At 73.4% G+C, this 15725-nt stretch carries 11 protein-coding genes and 1 pseudogene; 6 read left to right on the top strand and 6 right to left on the bottom strand.

The window, feature by feature from the left end; all coding sequences use genetic code 11:
- Entirely contained in the window at window positions 1-954 is a 954-nt protein-coding gene (locus E4N63_RS23860; RefSeq protein WP_230241656.1) for a GDP-L-fucose synthase, read from the bottom strand.
- 184 nt (window positions 955-1138) lie between these two features.
- On the opposite strand from E4N63_RS23860, the gene gmd reads away from it, so the two are divergent.
- The 4 genes from gmd (at window position 1139) to E4N63_RS23840 (ending at window position 6686) form a co-directional block, all read left to right on the top strand.
- Window positions 1139-2179: a GDP-mannose 4,6-dehydratase gene (gmd, locus tag E4N63_RS23855; RefSeq protein ID WP_125622853.1), complete on the top strand. Its 1041-nt coding sequence runs from the start codon at window positions 1139-1141 to the stop codon at window positions 2177-2179.
- A gap of 162 nt (window positions 2180-2341) precedes the next feature.
- A complete protein-coding gene (locus tag E4N63_RS23850) occupies window positions 2342-5074 on the top strand; it encodes a LamG-like jellyroll fold domain-containing protein (RefSeq protein ID WP_125622854.1) in 2733 nt (910 codons plus the stop codon).
- Window positions 5071-5853: a hypothetical protein gene (locus tag E4N63_RS23845; RefSeq protein WP_230241655.1), complete on the top strand. Its 783-nt coding sequence runs from the start codon at window positions 5071-5073 to the stop codon at window positions 5851-5853. The genes E4N63_RS23850 and E4N63_RS23845 overlap by 4 nt, the downstream gene beginning before the upstream one ends.
- Entirely contained in the window at window positions 5850-6686 is an 837-nt protein-coding gene (locus tag E4N63_RS23840) for a glycosyltransferase family 2 protein (RefSeq protein ID WP_019709339.1), read from the top strand. Before E4N63_RS23845 ends, E4N63_RS23840 begins: the two co-directional genes overlap by 4 nt.
- A gap of 66 nt (window positions 6687-6752) precedes the next feature.
- On the opposite strand, the gene E4N63_RS23835 is transcribed toward E4N63_RS23840, so the two are convergent.
- The gene (locus E4N63_RS23835; protein WP_125622856.1) at window positions 6753-7910 is read right to left on the bottom strand and encodes a glycosyltransferase; all 1158 of its coding nucleotides are present in this window, start codon (window positions 7908-7910) and stop codon (window positions 6753-6755) included.
- A gap of 181 nt (window positions 7911-8091) precedes the next feature.
- On the opposite strand from E4N63_RS23835, the gene E4N63_RS23830 reads away from it, so the two are divergent.
- Window positions 8092-9690 carry an O-antigen polysaccharide polymerase Wzy family protein gene (locus tag E4N63_RS23830; RefSeq protein ID WP_230241654.1) on the top strand — a complete coding sequence of 533 codons (1599 nt, stop codon included), beginning with the start codon at window positions 8092-8094 and terminating at the stop codon, window positions 9688-9690.
- Here E4N63_RS23830 and E4N63_RS23825 read toward each other — a convergent pair.
- The 3 genes and pseudogenes from E4N63_RS23825 to E4N63_RS23815 form a co-directional block, all read right to left on the bottom strand.
- On the bottom strand, window positions 9687-11009 hold the full coding sequence (locus E4N63_RS23825) for a hypothetical protein (protein WP_230242616.1): 1323 nt from the start codon (window positions 11007-11009) through the stop codon (window positions 9687-9689). The genes E4N63_RS23830 and E4N63_RS23825 overlap by 4 nt on opposite strands.
- A gap of 224 nt (window positions 11010-11233) precedes the next feature.
- Complete coding sequence (locus E4N63_RS23820) at window positions 11234-13033, bottom strand: lipopolysaccharide biosynthesis protein (RefSeq protein WP_230241653.1); 1800 nt, start codon at window positions 13031-13033, stop codon at window positions 11234-11236.
- Window positions 13033-14293 (bottom strand): annotated as a pseudogene (locus E4N63_RS23815) (glycosyltransferase). The gene E4N63_RS23820 and the pseudogene E4N63_RS23815 overlap by 1 nt, the downstream one beginning before the upstream one ends.
- Before the next feature lie 174 nt (window positions 14294-14467).
- Between E4N63_RS23815 and E4N63_RS23810 the strand changes: the two are divergent.
- Window positions 14468-14938 carry an adenylyltransferase/cytidyltransferase family protein gene (locus E4N63_RS23810; protein WP_043462058.1) on the top strand — a complete coding sequence of 157 codons (471 nt, stop codon included), beginning with the start codon at window positions 14468-14470 and terminating at the stop codon, window positions 14936-14938.
- On the opposite strand, the gene E4N63_RS23805 is transcribed toward E4N63_RS23810, so the two are convergent.
- Window positions 14892-15632, bottom strand: coding sequence for a CDP-alcohol phosphatidyltransferase family protein (locus E4N63_RS23805; RefSeq protein ID WP_185831126.1), 741 nt, complete (start codon window positions 15630-15632; stop codon window positions 14892-14894). The genes E4N63_RS23810 and E4N63_RS23805 overlap by 47 nt on opposite strands.
- Window positions 15633-15725: the final 93 nt, after the last annotated feature.

Below are 15725 nucleotides of genomic sequence, written 5' to 3'. Positions count from 1 at the left end.
TCAGGCCGCGGCGCCGGCGCGCCAGCCGGCGTAGACGGCCGCGATGCCGTCGCGGAGCGGGATGCGCGGCTTCCAGCCGAGGGCGGAGATCCGCGAGATGTCGAGCAGCTTGCGCGGGGTGCCGTCGGGCCTGGTGGCGTCGAAGGCGATCCGGCCCGGGTAGCCGGTCACCTCCCGTACGGTCTCGGCGAGTTCGCGGATCGTCAGGTCCTCGCCGCAGCCGACGTTCACCGGGTCGTCGCCGTCGTAGGAGCGCAGCAGCACCGCGCAGGCGGCGGCGAGGTCGTCCACGTGCAGGAACTCCCTGCGGGGGGTGCCCGTGCCCCAGAGGGTGACCTCGGGGGCGCCGCTCTCCTTCGCCTCGTGGAAGCGGCGGATGAGGGCGGGCAGGACGTGCGAGGTCTCCAGGTCGAAGTTGTCGCCGGGGCCGTAGAGGTTGGTCGGCATGGCGGAGATGTAGGAGGCCCCGTACTGCCGCCGGTGGGCCCGGATCTGGGTGATGCCGGCGATCTTGGCGAGGGCGTACGGCTCGTTGGTCGGCTCCAGCGGACCGGTGAGCAGGGCGTCCTCCCGGATCGGCTGCGGGGCGAGTTTCGGATAGATGCAGGAGGAGCCGAGGAAGAGCAGCCGGCCGGTCCCGGCCGCGTGGGCACCGGCGATGACGCTGAGCTGGATGCGGAGGTTGTCCTCCAGGAACTGCACCGGATACGTGCTGTTGGCCATGATTCCGCCCACCTTGGCGGCGGCCAGCACCACGGCGTCCGGCCGGACGTCGCGCAGAAAGCTCTCGGTGCGCGCGGCGTCGCGCAGATCGAGTTCGTCCCGGCCGCGGGTGACGACTTCGTGGCCGTCGGCCGTGAGGCGGCGGGTGACCGCCGATCCGACCAGGCCGCGGTGGCCGGCCACGAATATCCGGGCCGTTTCCGGCAGCAGTTCATGCGTCGTCTGGGTCATGTCCCGGATTCTGCCAGGGCATTCCGCGCGTAGCACACCAAACCGGGAAACACCGAGAACCACGGACCGCGCAACCGCGGACCGCAGCACCGCAGGCGGGGGAACGGCGGGAGGCCCGCCCGGCCCCGCGCCGACCGCGGGGGCCGTACCGCCGTACGGCCCCGTCCCGAGGGGGGAACGACCGATGAACACGAACGACACCACGCAGGCCGGGGGCAGAACCGCGCTGATCACCGGCGTCACCGGGCAGGACGGCTCCTACCTGGCCGAACTGCTGCTGTCGAAGGGCTACACCGTCCACGGCCTGATCCGCCGGTCCTCGTCGTTCAACACCGAACGCCTGGACCACATCTACCAGGGCCCGCAGGAGCCGGGCCGCACCCTCGTCCTGCACCACGCGGACCTCTCGGACGGGGTGGCGCTCGTCAACCTCCTCCGCGATCTGCGGCCGGACGAGGTCTACAACCTGGGCGCGCAGTCCCACGTCCGGGTCTCCTTCGACGCCCCGCTCTACACCGGCGACGTGACGGGCATGGGCTCCCTGCGGCTGCTGGAGGCCATCCGCGCCAGCGGGATCGACACCCGCATCTACCAGGCCTCGTCCTCGGAGATGTTCGGCTCCGCCCCGCCGCCGCAGAACGAGCGGACGGCGTTCCACCCGCGCAGCCCCTACGGCTGCGCCAAGGTCTTCGGCTACTGGGCGACCGTCAACTACCGCGAGGCGTACGGCCTCTACGCGGTCAACGGCATCCTCTTCAACCACGAGTCCCCGCGCCGCGGCGAGACCTTCGTGACCCGCAAGATCACCCGCGCGGTGGCCCGGATCAAGGCGGGCCTGCAGGACCGGCTCTACCTCGGCAATCTCGACGCGGTGCGGGACTGGGGCTACGCCCCGGAGTACGTCGAGGCGATGTGGCGGATGCTCCAGCGCGACGAGCCGGACGACTACGTGGTGGCGACCGGGCAGGCCGGCAGCGTACGGGAGTTCGTGGAGACGGCGTTCTCCGCCGCCGGTCTGGACTGGTCCGAGCACGTCCGCTTCGACCCCAAGTACGAACGCCCGAGCGAGGTCGACGCGCTCATCGGGGACGCCTCCAAGGCCGAGTCGCTGCTCCGGTGGAAGCCGCGCGTGATGTGGCCGGAACTCGCCCGGATCATGGTGGACGCCGACCGGGCCCAGCTGGAATCGGAGCTCGCCGGCACCGCCGTACGCATCGACCGGTGAACCCGCGGATGGTCCGCGGGGCGGGGCACGGAATTCCAACGGCCAACAAACGGCAATGAGTTCAACCGAAGTGGTGACCGGCGGAACGGCTACGGCCTACTCTCGCCAGCTAGAGGCGGCCGTAGCGCCGCATTGAGGTAAAAGCACAGCCCGGGGGGGCACATGCGCACAGTGGGGGCCTATACGGCTGCCTTGTCCTTGGCGGCCGCATCGCTGACGGGACTGGGGACGGTGACGGCGGCTCCGGCCGCCGCCCTCACCCCGCCCGTCGGCATCACCGCCGACGATCTGCCGACCTGGCAGACGAACGGCATCGTCTGGGCGATGGCGGAGGCCGGCGGGGTGGTCTTCGCCGGCGGTACGTTCTCGGCCGTCAGACCGCCGGGTACGTCCGCCGGCAGCAGCCAGGAGCAGCAGGCGGTGAACTTCACCGCCCTCGACGCCGCGACCGGCGCGCCGACGGACTGCGAGTTGTCCTTCACGGTCGGCTCCGGCAGCGCGACCGTCCGGGCGCTGGCGGTGTCACCGGACGAGGAAACGCTCTACGCGGGTGGCTTCTTCGGCGCGGTCAACGGCGTCCCGGTCAGCAGCCTGGCCGCGATCGACATCGACACCTGCACGCCGCGGACCGACTTCAAGCCCTCGGTCAACGCGACTGTCCGGGCCCTGGCCGCCACGGACGGCGCCGTCTATCTGGGCGGCGACTTCCAGACCGTGGGCGGCCAGTCGCGGAGCCGCTTCGCCGCCGTCTCCACCGGCGGTGACGTCCTGCCGTGGCGGGCCGACGCGGACGAGCCCGGCCGGGCCGTCGAGGTGACCCCCGACGGCGAAACCGTCATGCTCGGCGGCGACTTCTTCACCGTCAACGACGAGGACTCGCACGCGCTGGCGGCCGTGGACGCCTCCACCGGCACGGTCGAGAAGAGCTACCCGCTCGGCTTCTTCCCGCAGACATCCGTGGTGAAGGACATCTTCGCGGACGCCTCGGGCGTCTACTCGGCCAGCGAGGGCAACGGCGGCGGCGTCTTCGACGGGCGCGTCGCCTACGATCTCGCCACCCTGGACCAGCGCTGGCGGGACACCTGCCTGGGCGCCACCCAGTCCGTCCAGACCCACCAGGACGTCCTCTACAGCGGCTCGCACGCGCACGACTGCAGCAGCATGGGCGCCTTCCCCAACCAGGAGCGCTACCACCTGCTGGCCCAGTCGGTGAACGATCCGGAGCTGCTCGGCTGGTTCCCGGACACCAACGACGGCCTCGGCGAGATGATCGGGCCGCGCACCATGGCCGTCTCCTCGGCCGGCGGCCGGGACTTCCTCTGGGTCGGCGGCGAGTTCACCACCGTCAACGGCGACGGCCAGCAGGGCCTGACGCGCTTCGCCGACAGCCCCGACACGGGCGCACCGCCAGTGCCGCAGACCGAGGCGTCGAGCACCGCGCCGGGTTCGGTCACGGTCCGCTGGCAGCCGAGCATCGACCTCGACGACAGCGAGCTGACCTACCGCGTCTACCGCAACGGCTCCTCCACACCGGTGCACACCGTCACCGCCTCCGCGAAGCCGTGGTCGCAGCCGCAGCTGACGTTCACCGACACCGACGTCGCCCCGGGCTCCACCTACACCTACCGGGTCAGCGCGAGCGACGGCACCAACACCAGCTCCCTCTCGCCCCCGCGGTCGGTCAGCCCGGCCCTCGCCCCCGAGGCGTACGCCGAGCAGGTGCGCGCCGACGGCGCCGAGCTGTACTGGCGCTACGACGAGCCGTCCGGCACCTTCGCCGCCGACGCCTCCGACACGCAGAGCGCCGGCATCCACCGCGGCGGCCCGGCCCGCGCCGTCACCCCGGGCGCCGTCCCGGGCACCGGCACGGCCGTCGGCCACGACGGCGTCGACTCGTACACCTACAGCGACAAGCGACGGCCCCGTCCGGACGCCTACTCCATCGAGACCTGGTTCAAGACGGACACCACGGCCGGCGGCATGCTCGCCGGTTTCGGCGACCGGATCCTGCAGAACAGCTCCCGGCACGACAAGCACCTCTACATGACCGACTCCGGCCGGCTGATCTTCGGCGTCACCAGCGGCTGGACGCGGACCATCACCACCCCGGGCTCGTACAACGACGGCGAGTGGCACCACGCGGTCGCCACCCAGGGCAGTAACGGGATGCGTCTGTACGTGGACGGACAGCTGCGGGCGAGCAACCTGCTGGTCGTCAGCAGCCGGGACTTCGACGGCTACTGGCGCTTCGGCGGCGACAATCTGCGCGGCTTCCCGAGCCGCCCGAGCAGCGACTACTTCGCCGGGCAGCTGGACGAGTCCGCCGTGTACCCGGGCGTGCTCAGCTCCGCGCAGGTCGAGGAGCACCACGAGCTGGGCACGGCGCCCTCGGACACCGTGACCGCGGTGCAGCCGGTGGCCGACACCTACGTCAACCAGCAGGCGGCGAGCGCCAATTACGGCGGCTCCGGGCAGCTCGCGGTGCGCGGCTCCACGGCCTACGAGGCGTATCTGCGCTTTCCGCTGCCGGAGGCGCCGGCGGGCCAGGTGCTCAAGAGCGCAGCGCTGCGGGTGCAGCTGACCTCCGACTCGTTCGCCGGTTCCGGGGACCCGGCCCGGATCGTTCCCGTCACCGGCGCGTGGACCGAGACCGGCACCACCTACACCGGCCGGCCCGAGCTGTCCTCGACCGTCCTGGGCACACTGACCGGGGCCACCACCCCGCAGGGCACCTACTCCACCCTGCTGGACACGGCCGAACTGGACTCCCGGCTCGGCCAGGACCTGGACATCGCCCTGACCGGTGACGGCACCGACAGCCTGTGGCTCTCCTCCCGGGAGGCCCCGGGGACCGCCGGTGACCCCACCCTGCTGCTGACCTTCGGGGCGCCGTGAAGCGCCACGGTGCCCGCCGCGGCGCGGCCGTCACCCTGGTGACGGCCGCCGCCGTGCTGCTGGCGGGCTGCGGCGGAGGGGACGGCGGCAGCGGCGCCGGGGACGGCCGGAACGGCAAGGACGGCAGGGCCGGCAAGGAGCGCTCCGGCGCGGCCGCCGGCCCGTCGGCGCCGGCGGAGGACTCCAGGGGCCCGGACGCGGGCGGTGTCCCGTCCGGCCCCAAGGAGCCGGTGTCCGAACTCACGCCCGTCACGGGGTCGTTCAGCAAGAAGGAGAAGAAGTACCTGGCCGGCCGGGTGCCCAAGGGACAGGACCCGGCGGCCGTCCTGGAGGGCGGGCAGGAGGCCTGCGACCGTCTGGCGTTCCTGGAGCGGCGGAACGAGGACATGGCGGTCAGCGCGCTGATCCTCGGCGAGATCCGGGGCGCCCGCGACGCCGTCACCCACCTCTGCCCGCGGCGGATGCCGCTGGTGGAGGCCGCCGACCGGGGCTTCCCCGACGGCGAGTTCGCGGTCGGCGAGCGGCGGAAGGCGGGGAGCACCATCGTCCCCGGCCGCTACCGCTCCCCCGGCCCGGGCCCGTCGGGCGCCGGCGGTGACGGCGACGGCGACGGCGGCGAGGAGTGCGTCTGGCGGATCACCGGGGCCGGCGGCAAGAAGCTGGACTCCGGCTCCGGCCGGTCCCAGGGCGGGGACATCGAGATCACCATCCCGGCGGCGGCCCGCGGCTTCAGTTCCGCGGGCTGCCACAGCTGGCTGAACCCAGGAGGCACAGGGTGAGCGCCAAACTCCCCATCGTCGTGGCGATTCCGACCAAGAACGAGGCGGAGAACATCGCCGCCGCCGTCGGTTCCGTCATGGGCCACTTCGAGGCGGTGGTCGTGGTCGACTCGGACAGTACCGACGACACCCGCAAGATCGCCTCCGGACTCGGCGCGGAGATCGTGCCGTACGAGTGGGACGGCAAGTACCCCAAGAAGAAGCAGTGGTGCCTCGACCACGTCCGCCCGGAGATCCCCTGGATGCTCTTCCTGGACGGTGACGAGACGCCGAGCCCGGCGCTGCTGGCGGAGCTGCGGCAGGTCTTCTCCGAGCCGGTGGCGGAGGCGGCCTTCGACATACCGCTGGGCTACTGGTTCGCGGGGCAGCGGCTGCGGCACGGCTACACCATCGTCAAGCGGGCCCTGATGGACCGCAACCGCTGCTACTTCCCCGTGCTCGGCGATCTCGACGCGCCGGGCATGGGCGAGCAGGAGGGCCACTACCAGCCGATCGCGGAGTCGGTGCGGCGGCTGCGCTCCCCCATCGAGCACGAGGACCTGGACCCGGTCCGCACCTGGTTCGACCGGCACAACCGGTACTCCGACTGGGAGGCGTGGCTGGAGCTCCACCCGGAGGTGCGGGAGGAGATCCGGCTGGCCAAGACCCGGCAGGGGCAGCTCTTCCACAAGGCGCCGTTCAAGCCGCTGGTGTCGTTCGGCTACGCCTACTTCTACAAGCTCGGTTTCCTCGACGGGCGGGCCGGTCTGGACTACGCCCTGGCGATGAGCTTCTACCGGTGGCAGATCGGGCTCAAGACACGGGAGGGCCGGCGCACGGGGCGGACCGGCTGAGCGTCCGGCGCTCCCTCGCGTTCCCTTCCGGACGGCCGGAGGGGAACGCGAGGGGCCGGGGAGGGGTCATCGCCCGTGCCGGGCGATGACCTCCTCGTACACCCCGTGCAGGTCCTCGACGACCGCGTCGATGGAGAACTTGTCGTGGATCAGGCGGTGGGCGGCCTCGGAGGCCTCGGCGTTGGCGGCCGGGTCCAGCAGTTCCAGGATCGCCTGGCCGACCAGCGGCCCGTTGTCGGCGTCGGGGCGGCTGTCCACGACCCGTCCGGCGCCCGCCGCCGCCACGTCCGGCGACAGCCCGCCGGTCTTGGTGACGACCACGGGGAGACCCACCGACATGGCCTCCAGGATGGAGACGGCGAAGGGCTCCACCACGGACGGCAGGACGTAGACGTCGGAGCGGCGCAGCTGCTCCAGGACCTCGGTGTGGCCGAGCGGGCCCACGTACTCCACCGAGTCCGCCACCCCCAGCCGGGCCGCCAGGGCCAGCATCTCGTCGGCCAGCGGGCCGGTGTCCGGCCCGGCGAGCACGAAGCGCGCCTCGGGATACTTGGCGAGGACCACGGGCATGGCGGAGATGAAGTCCTCCGGCCGCTTGCGGGCCTGGACGCGGGCCAGATAGAGCACGGTCGGCGGCCGGTCCCCGGTGGTGGCGGGGCGGCGCTCCTGCGGCTGGACGCCGTTGACCAGCCGATGGGTGTGGCGCAGCGGGTCGGGCGCGATGACCGCCGCCACGTCCTCCCGCTCCATCTCCGTCAGGTGCAGGACGGCGTCGGCCTCGCGCAGCACCTTGCGCAGGCCCAGGACGTCGACGAGCTGGGCGACGCGCTTCTCGGTCGGGTCGATCATGCCGTGCGTCTGCAGGACCAGCGGGGTGCCGCAGCGCAGCGCGATCAGCGCGATGGGCAGCGTGATGAGATCCCGCATCAGATGGACGTGGACGACGTCGGCGCCCTTCACCATGCGGTGCGCGCGGGCGAGCAGGGCCGGCGAGGTGATGCCGCTGACCTCGAAGGCCGGCAGCACGTGCCGGGCCTGGTACAGCCAGGCGGGCACCCCCTCGACGGTGTCGGGCAGCGGGCCGTCGAAGCGGTCGCCGAGCGCGGTGATCCGGGCGTCCACGCCACGCCGCCGCAGCCCCCGTGAGAGGTTCAGCGCGACGCGGGTGGGACCGCCGAAGTCATTGGTCGGTGTGTGCAGCGTGACCGCGTGCAGGACCTTCACGAAGTGTTCCTCCCCCCGATGCCCCCCGGCATCGTGCCGTCAGCGTATCGGCGGCGCGCGGCCGCCCGCAGGCTTATCGAACGAAGTGGCGGACGGTGTGCGGGGACGCTTCTAGACTGCAGGCCGTGGGGGCGGCTGTCGTGCCGCCCCGGGGGCCGAACTCGCGTACGTCTGGGGGGACATGGCAGTCGACCTGCCGGCGGGACCGGCCGGAGCGGCGGGACGGGCCGGACCGGGGGACGACCCGGGCAACGGGCCGGGCAAGGGACCGGGAAGCGTCCCGCCCGGGTCCGGCGGCGGCCCGGGTGCGCCCGGCGGACCGCCCGCGCCCGTGCCGCCGTCCGCCACCGCCGACTCCGCGCCGCGTGCCGTGCTCTCCCGGGCGCTGTCCGTCCCGCTGATCCTCGGGCTGGTCTTCGGACTGCCCGCCGTGGTGTCCGCCCAGTACGGCGACGGGGTGCGGGACGAGGCGTACTGGCTGCAGCTGGTGCTCACCTGCTACGCCGGTGCCCGGCTCTCCGCGATGGTGCTGACGGCCCGGCGCCGGCTGATCCAGGGCGCCTTCTGGCTGTTCTGCTACATCGCCATGGGCGTGGCCCCGCTCGCGCAGGCCGTGCTCGGCCGCACACCCACCCCGGTGGTCGGCCCCCGCTCGGACACGGTGCTCGCCATCGCGCTGGTGCTGCTGGGCTGTGTCGCGTTCGACGTGGGCGTGCTGCTGGCCCGGCACCGCCCCGCGCTCCGCATCCGCTGGTCGCCGCCCGCGGCCTCGGTGGGCCGGCGGCGGCTCTACCTGCTGATCCTGCTCGCCTACGCGGGCAGCGGGCTGTTCATCGTCCAGCTCGGCGGCCCCGCCGTCTTCTTCGAGAGCCGCCAGGAGATCAGCGAGTCCATCGGGGCCAGCGGGGCGGGCGGCGGTGACGGCAATGTGGGCTCGGCCTTCCTGCGCGGCTTCGGCACCGTACCGGCGCTGCTGGCGCTGCTCTTCCTGCTGCGCTGGCTGGTCACCTCCAAGGTGCCGCGGCGCAGCCCGATGATCCTGCTGCTCCTGGCCGGGCTGGTGGTCGTCAACGCCGTCGTCAACAACCCCGTCTCCAACCCGCGGTACTGGTTCCTCACCGTCGCCTTCGCGATCCTCTTCACGGCCTTCCCGAAGAGCCCGGTGATGTACCGGACCTCGCTGGCTCTCGGGGTGATCGCGGCGCTGCTGCTCTTCCCCTTCATGGACCGCTTCCGGTACGACGAGGAGGGCCGCAAGGCCGTGGAGTCCTCCTCCTTCGTGGAGCCCCTGACGCTCAAGGACTACGACCAGATCGGCATGTTCGCCAACACGATCACCTTCGTCGAGTCCGGTGCGGGTCACTCCTACGGACGGCAACTGGCCGGAACGACCTTCTTCTTCGTGCCCCGCTCGCTCTGGGACGGCAAGCCCCTGGACTCGGGGGTGCGGGTCGGGCAGTGGATGGGGATGACCAACACCAATCTCTCCTCGCCGCTCTGGGCGGAGCTGTGGCTCGACTTCGGCTCCGGCGGCATGGTGGCCGGCTTCCTGGGGCTGGGCTATCTCTGCGCCCGCGGCGACCGGCGGTACGCCCTGCGCACAGTGGACGACGAACGGCCGGGCAACATCACCGCGGCCGTGATCCCGCTGATCGCCGGCTACTCCTTCATCCTGCTCCGGGGGCCGCTGCTGCAGGCCGCCGGGCGCATCGGGATCGCGCTGTTCTGCCTGGCCCTGGTGACGACGTTCCGCTCGGACGTCCGGAAGCTGCTGCGTTAGCGGGCGGGGCCGCGACGCGCACGGGCGCGCAGCCGTGGCCGGAGCGCCTGGCGTCCGCCGCCCCGGACGCCCCGCCCCGCCTCGGCCCGGTCCCCGGGGGCGGTGGCCGCGCCGGTTTCCCGTGCCGCGCCGCGTCCGAGGAGGACCGCGCGGGTCCAGGCCGCGGCGGCCTTGAGGGCGGAGCCGAGGCAGAGGCCCCAGGCCGCGCCGAGGACACCGCCGAGGACGTAGCCGCCGATGAGGAGGGCCACCGAGAGCAGGGAGAAGACCACCTGGATCGGCAGGGTGGCCCGGGGGCTGAGCACGCGCAGGGTCAGCAGCGCGCAGGTGCCCAGGGCGATGGCCGTGTACTGGGCCCCCGTGGCCGGAAGCAGTGCGGAGGCGGAGTCCCAGGTGGCGCCGAGGAGTTCGCGCCCCGCCCGGTCGGGCAGCAGGGTGAGGACGCCGGCCCAGAGCGCTGCGGTGCCCGCGAGGACGAGGGCGAGAACGGCCGTGGCGCGGATGCGGCGCCCGGTGCCGGAGACCCGGTTCAGGAGCGGCGGGCCGAAGGAGGTCGCCGCGTTGAAGAGGACGTTCATCGGGCCGAAGAGGGCCACGGCGCCGCGGAGCGCGCCGACGGCGAGCTGGTTGGCGAAGAGCCCGAGCCCGACGATCGCGAGCTGGCTCGACGCGTTGCCGACGGCGAACTCCAGCACGAACCGCCGCCCCAGATGGCCGCGGCGCAGGAACCGGCGCGGATCACCCGGGACACCGCGCAGCCGCGGCCACAGCAGCGCCGTGCCGAGCAGGAGGGCGGGGAGGGCGGACAGGCCCCAGACGGCGATGAGCCGGCTCGGCCCGCTGCCCTGCGGCTGGAGGGCGAGGGCGGGGACCACGGCGGCGAGCCGCAGCAGGTCGGCGGCGAGGGCCAGATGGGGCAGCCGGAGGGTGGAGCAGCAGTAGCGGACGGCGTCCTGGGTGAGGATGACCGGCAGGACGAGGCCGAGGACGGCGAGCCCGCGCGCCGTCTCCCCGGGCACGGGAACGAGCACGGCGGCCATGACGGCACCGGTCGCGGCGGAGACGCCGGCGGTGAAGACGAGCGCGGAGCGGCAGGCGGAGCGGACGGCGGCCGGCTCCCCGCGCTCCAGCACCAGGGCCTGCCCGACGTAGGAGACGCAGAGGCCGAGCAGGACGGTGAAGACGGTGTAGACGATGGAGAAGACGGAGAAGCCGGCGGCGGTGGAGAGCCGGGCGGCGACGATCAGCACCGCGATGTTGGTGAGCGCGGAGACGCCTTGGTCGGCGACGGAGCAGAGCACGGCGGCCCGTGTCCGCAGCCCTCCGGCACCGGGCTCCCCGGCTGTGGATTCCCCCGCGCCGCGTTTCCCGGCTCCGCGTTCCTTGGCTCCGGGTTCACCGGCTCCGGTACCGCCGGACCCGCTCCCTCCGGACCCGGAGGCTCCGGCCCCGCGCTCCCCGGCTTCCGCGCCACCGGGTCCGCCGGGCCCGGCGGGCCGAGCCCCGGGGTCCGGGCCCGGGGCGTCGCCGGAAGGGCCGTGCGTCACCGGCGGGCCGGGCGGGCCGGGTCCCCGGTGCGGCCGCCCTCCTCACCCGGGCCGCCGGCGCTCTCCCCGGCGGTGGGCCAGGAGACCCGCTGCTGGTCCGCGCCGCCCCCCGTCGCGGTCCCGGGCCCGGCACCGGATCCCGGCGCGTGCTCCGCCGCGGTGTCGCGGCCGGTGCCCGTGCCGGCGGCGTCCGCGGCCGGACGGGGACGCTCCGCGCCGCGCCCGCGGCGGCGGAGGCGGAGGTCGGGGACGCGGCGGCGGCGGGCGGAGTCCTCGGAGTGCAGCAGCGCTCCGAGGACCGTGCCGCCCCCGCCGCTGACGAGTTCGCGGACCCGGGCGAGGTCGTCGCGCCGCACCTCGCGCGGGTCGCAGACCACGAGCACCCCGTCGACGCGGTCGGCGAGCGCTATCGCGTCGGCGTACGAGAGCACGGCGGGCGCGAGGACGACGACCACGGTCCCGGGGGATTCCGCCTCGGCGAACAGCCGGGTGGCGGGCCCGGAGGTGAGCGCGCGGGCGACGTTGCGCACCTTGCTGCCGGGCACCAGGTCGAAGGCGCCGGACTCCCCCGCGTCGATGGGTATCTGCAGCCCGGTCGGCCAGCCGTTGTCGCCGCGGGCGGGGGTCCGGGCCCAGCCGGGCCGTACGCCCTCGGCGGAGCGCAGCTTGTGGGCGAGGCCCGGGGTGCGCAGGTCGGCCTCGACGAGGAGGACGTCCCGGCCCATCTCCACGAAGCAGGCGGTGAGGTTGACGGAGGCCTCGGCGGCGGTGTCGATGGGACCGCGCGGGGCGACGACGAGCAGCCGCCGCCGTTCGGCGAAGCCCTGGTCGTAGGCGAGGCGGAAGGCGATCGAGCGGTACTCCTCGGCGACCCGGCCCTGGGCCAGCAGCCGCCGCGGCTGCTTCCGCCGCGGCCGGGGGAGCGTGCCGAGCACGGGTGCGCGCAGGGCACGGACCACGTCGCTCTGGGAGCGGGCGGTGGGGTCGAAGACCAGCCGCACCCAGGCGGCGACCAGGCCCAGGCCGATGCCGACGGCGCCGCCGAGGCCGAGCAGCAGCGGCAGCCCGGGGCCGGAGGCCGCGGCCGGCGGGGTGGCGGTGCGGACCACGAAGCCGGGAGTGGTGTCCACCGCCTTGAGCTTGGTGATGCTGCTGTTGAGTTCGGAGATCCTGCCGATGACGCCGGACTGCACGGAGAGCGTCGTGTCCAGGGCCCGGCCCTCGCCGAGTCCGTCGATCTGCTCGGCGAGCTTGTCGCGCTGCTTCTTCAGCGGTTCGAGCTGCTCCTCGTAGCCCTTGATCATGTTGTCGATCACGGACTGGGTCTGGTCGCGCCGGTTGTCGAGGTAGGCCTGGGTGAGGGCGTTGGCGGCCGTCGCGGCGGTCCGCGGGGAGCCGTCGGTGTAGGAGAAGCGCAGGACCAGGGTGTTGGGCGGGTTGGTGACCTGGAGGCCGTCCTGCAGCCGTTCGACGCGGCCGGGGTCGCCCAGTTCCTTCGCGGCGCGGGCGGCGACGGCGTTGCTGAGCGCCGTCTGCCGCTCGGAGCCCATGCTGACCTCCTTCTCGGGGTTGCCGCCGCCGGGCGAGAACGGGTCGAAGGTGGCCGAGCGCACGGTCACCTCGCTGGTGGCCGTGTAGGCGGCGCCGCCGGCGAGGGCGGTCCAGGCCCCGCCGAGCAGGCCGAGGACGACGCCGGCCACGATCAGCACGCGGTAGCGCAGCAGTTGGCGGAACTGGTCGCGCAGCAGGTCCGGCTCGTCGGGCCCCTGCTGGGCGCCGGGCTGTACCACCGTCATCAGCGGGGTCCCCTCGGGCTCGGGTGTGTCTCCAGTGCCTCGTCGAGGAGCCCGGTGATCCGGGCCAGCCCGGCCTCACGGCTGAGGTGGGCGTCGACGTAGGCGGGGCCGCGGGCGCCGAGCGCGTCGGCCGCGGCGGGCTCGGCGGCCAGTTTCCGGACCGCGTCCAGCAGCGCGTCCGGGTCCTCCGGGGGGACGAGCACGCCCGCCCCGGAGCGCCGCACCTCCCCGGCGGTGCCCCTCCTCCGCGACGGAGGCGACCACGGGCCGGCCGGCGGCGAAGTAGGAGGTGAGTTTGGACGGGATGCTCATGTCCAGGACGGAGGCGCGCTGGGTGACGGCCAGGACGTCGGCCGCGGCGAGGACGTCGGGGAACTCGGCCTCCCCGGCGGGCGGGAGGAAGCGCAGGTTCGGCAGCCCCCGGCCGAGGCCCTGGAGCCGTTCGCGCTGGTTGCCGTCCCCCATGAGGACGATGTCGACGCCCGGCTCGGCGCGGGCCGCGCCGACGAGCACCTCCAGCCCCTGCTTGAGGCCCATGTTGCCGGAGTGCAGCACGACGGTGCGGTCCGCGTCCCAGCCGAGCCGGGACCGGGTCTCGGCCCGGGGCCGCGAAGGGCGGGCGACGTGCGACCAGTTGGGCACCAGCCGGATGCGCCCCGGGTCCACACCCATGGCGGCCACCTTGTCGGTGAACGTCTCGTGGATGACGCCGACCAGGGTCGCCCGGCGGAGCACACGGCGCTCGACCGCGGCGGCCGCGGCGGCGGCGCGGTCACCGCCGCGGATGCCGCTCTGTGCCGCGGCGGCGCCCATGAGGTCCTGGACGACGGGGACGTACGGGACCCGGTGTCGGCCGGCGATCCGGGCGCCGAGGACGCCGCCGGCGAGGCTCGGCAGCTGGGCGACCACGGCGTCGGGCCGGCCCATCCGGGGCGGTGCGAGCAGTCCCCCGGCGAGTATGGACGCCTCGTACAGGGCCCGGCGCACGGCGGTCTGCCGGGGCGGCACGGTGTGCCGGCGGCGGTGGACCCGCACGCCGGCGCGGGTCTCCTCGCGGCGCCAGACGCCGCGGTACGCCGGATCGGCCCGCCAGGCGGGGTAGTGCGGGATGCCCGCGAGGACATGGGTCTCGATCCGCCCGCCGGCGGCCCAGTGTTCGGCGATCTGCGTGGCGTACGGCCCTATTCCGGCCTGCTCTGGCGCGTAGTTGGTGGAGACGAGCAGAACCCGTCTCGCCGCGGCCGTACCGGTCTCCGGCATGGCGCGCTCCTCCCCCCGGAGTCGAATGGCAGCAACCCTAGCCGTTCATTACTGCAACTTGTCTTTCTTCTCTGTTAGTTGGCCTTTCGCAATCCGACCGTGAAGGACCCCCGCATCCGGCTATCGTCGACAGCGGCGCGCTGGGGAGCGCGCCGTGAAGGGGGGTACCACCGCATGACGCACACCGTCGGTTATGCACCGGGCGTCTACGATCTGTTCCACGTGGGTCACCTCAACATCCTGAGACACGCACGGGCCCGATGTGACTATCTCATCGCAGGAGTGGTCTCGGACGAGATGGCGGAACTGGCCAAAGGCCGGACGCCCGTGGTCCCGCTGGTGGAGCGGCTGGAGATCATCCGCTCCATCCGCTTCGTCGACGCCGCGTTCGTCGAGACCGTGCCGGACAAGCTGGAGACCTGGCAGCAGGTCCGCTTCGACAAGATCTTCAAGGGCGACGACTGGCGCGGCACACCCAAGGGCGACCAGCTCGAACGGGACTTCGCGACCGTGGGCGTGGAGGTCGTCTACTTCCCGTACACCGTCCACACCTCCAGCACCCAGCTGCGGCGCGCCCTCGACACCCTGGCGCAGCCCGTCACACCGGGCGTATCGCGGTCAGCTCCCGGAACCACTTCGCCATGAAGGCCACCAGGAAGAGCGCGTGCACGACGAACAGGGCGGTATAGGCGGCCAGGAACACCGTCTCGCTGCCGAGCAGCAGGAACACCGCGCAGAAGACGCCGTAGTCCACCGGCAGCAGCGCCACCGCCCGCAGCCGCGAGGGGGGCGGAGCCGGAGCGCCGGCCGGCGTCGCGCCCCTCGGCTTGAGCTTGTCGGCCAGCAGCCCGCCCGTGAAGATCAGCAGGGCGGCGGACTGGAAGCCCAGCGGCACCAGCAGCCAGCCCGGCCCGGGCAGATCGAAGAACCGGTGGAAGGAGATCAGCACGGCGGCGTGCAGCGCGGCGATCTTCGCCGCGTCCACCACATGGTCGAGCCACTCCCCCGCCGGGCTGCTCTCCTTGCGCAGCCGGGCCAGCTGGCCGTCCGCCGAGTCGAGCGCGAATCCCACCACCAGAGCCGCCCAGACGGCAGCGGCCAGCCCCCAGGATGGCCGGACGAGCGCGAGCGCCACCACCCCCGCGAAGCTGAACGCCCCGCTGATCAGCGTCACCTGATTCGGCGTCAGCCCGGCCCGGTACGCCGCCGCGGCGAGGATCCGCCCGGCGGGGCGATTGACGTAACGGGAGTAGAGCGACACCCCCTTCGCCGTCTTCTGCGCCCCGCGCAGCTCACGCAGCGCCGCCGCGTACCCCGACTCCGCAGTCCCGGCCATCATCCCCCCAGACGAGAGCACACCCTTGGTGGGCGGTCACCCACGGTGCATGGTGACTCCACCCGCGACTGAAGTCGCGGGCTTCCTGTGTCGGTG

It is taken from the genome of Streptomyces sp. MNU89 (assembly GCF_020982505.1).
In the GTDB taxonomy this organism is placed as follows: domain Bacteria; phylum Actinomycetota; class Actinomycetes; order Streptomycetales; family Streptomycetaceae; genus Streptomyces; species Streptomyces xinghaiensis.
Note: the sequence above shows the minus strand (reverse complement) of the source record. Positions and strands in the feature narration are given on the sequence as shown.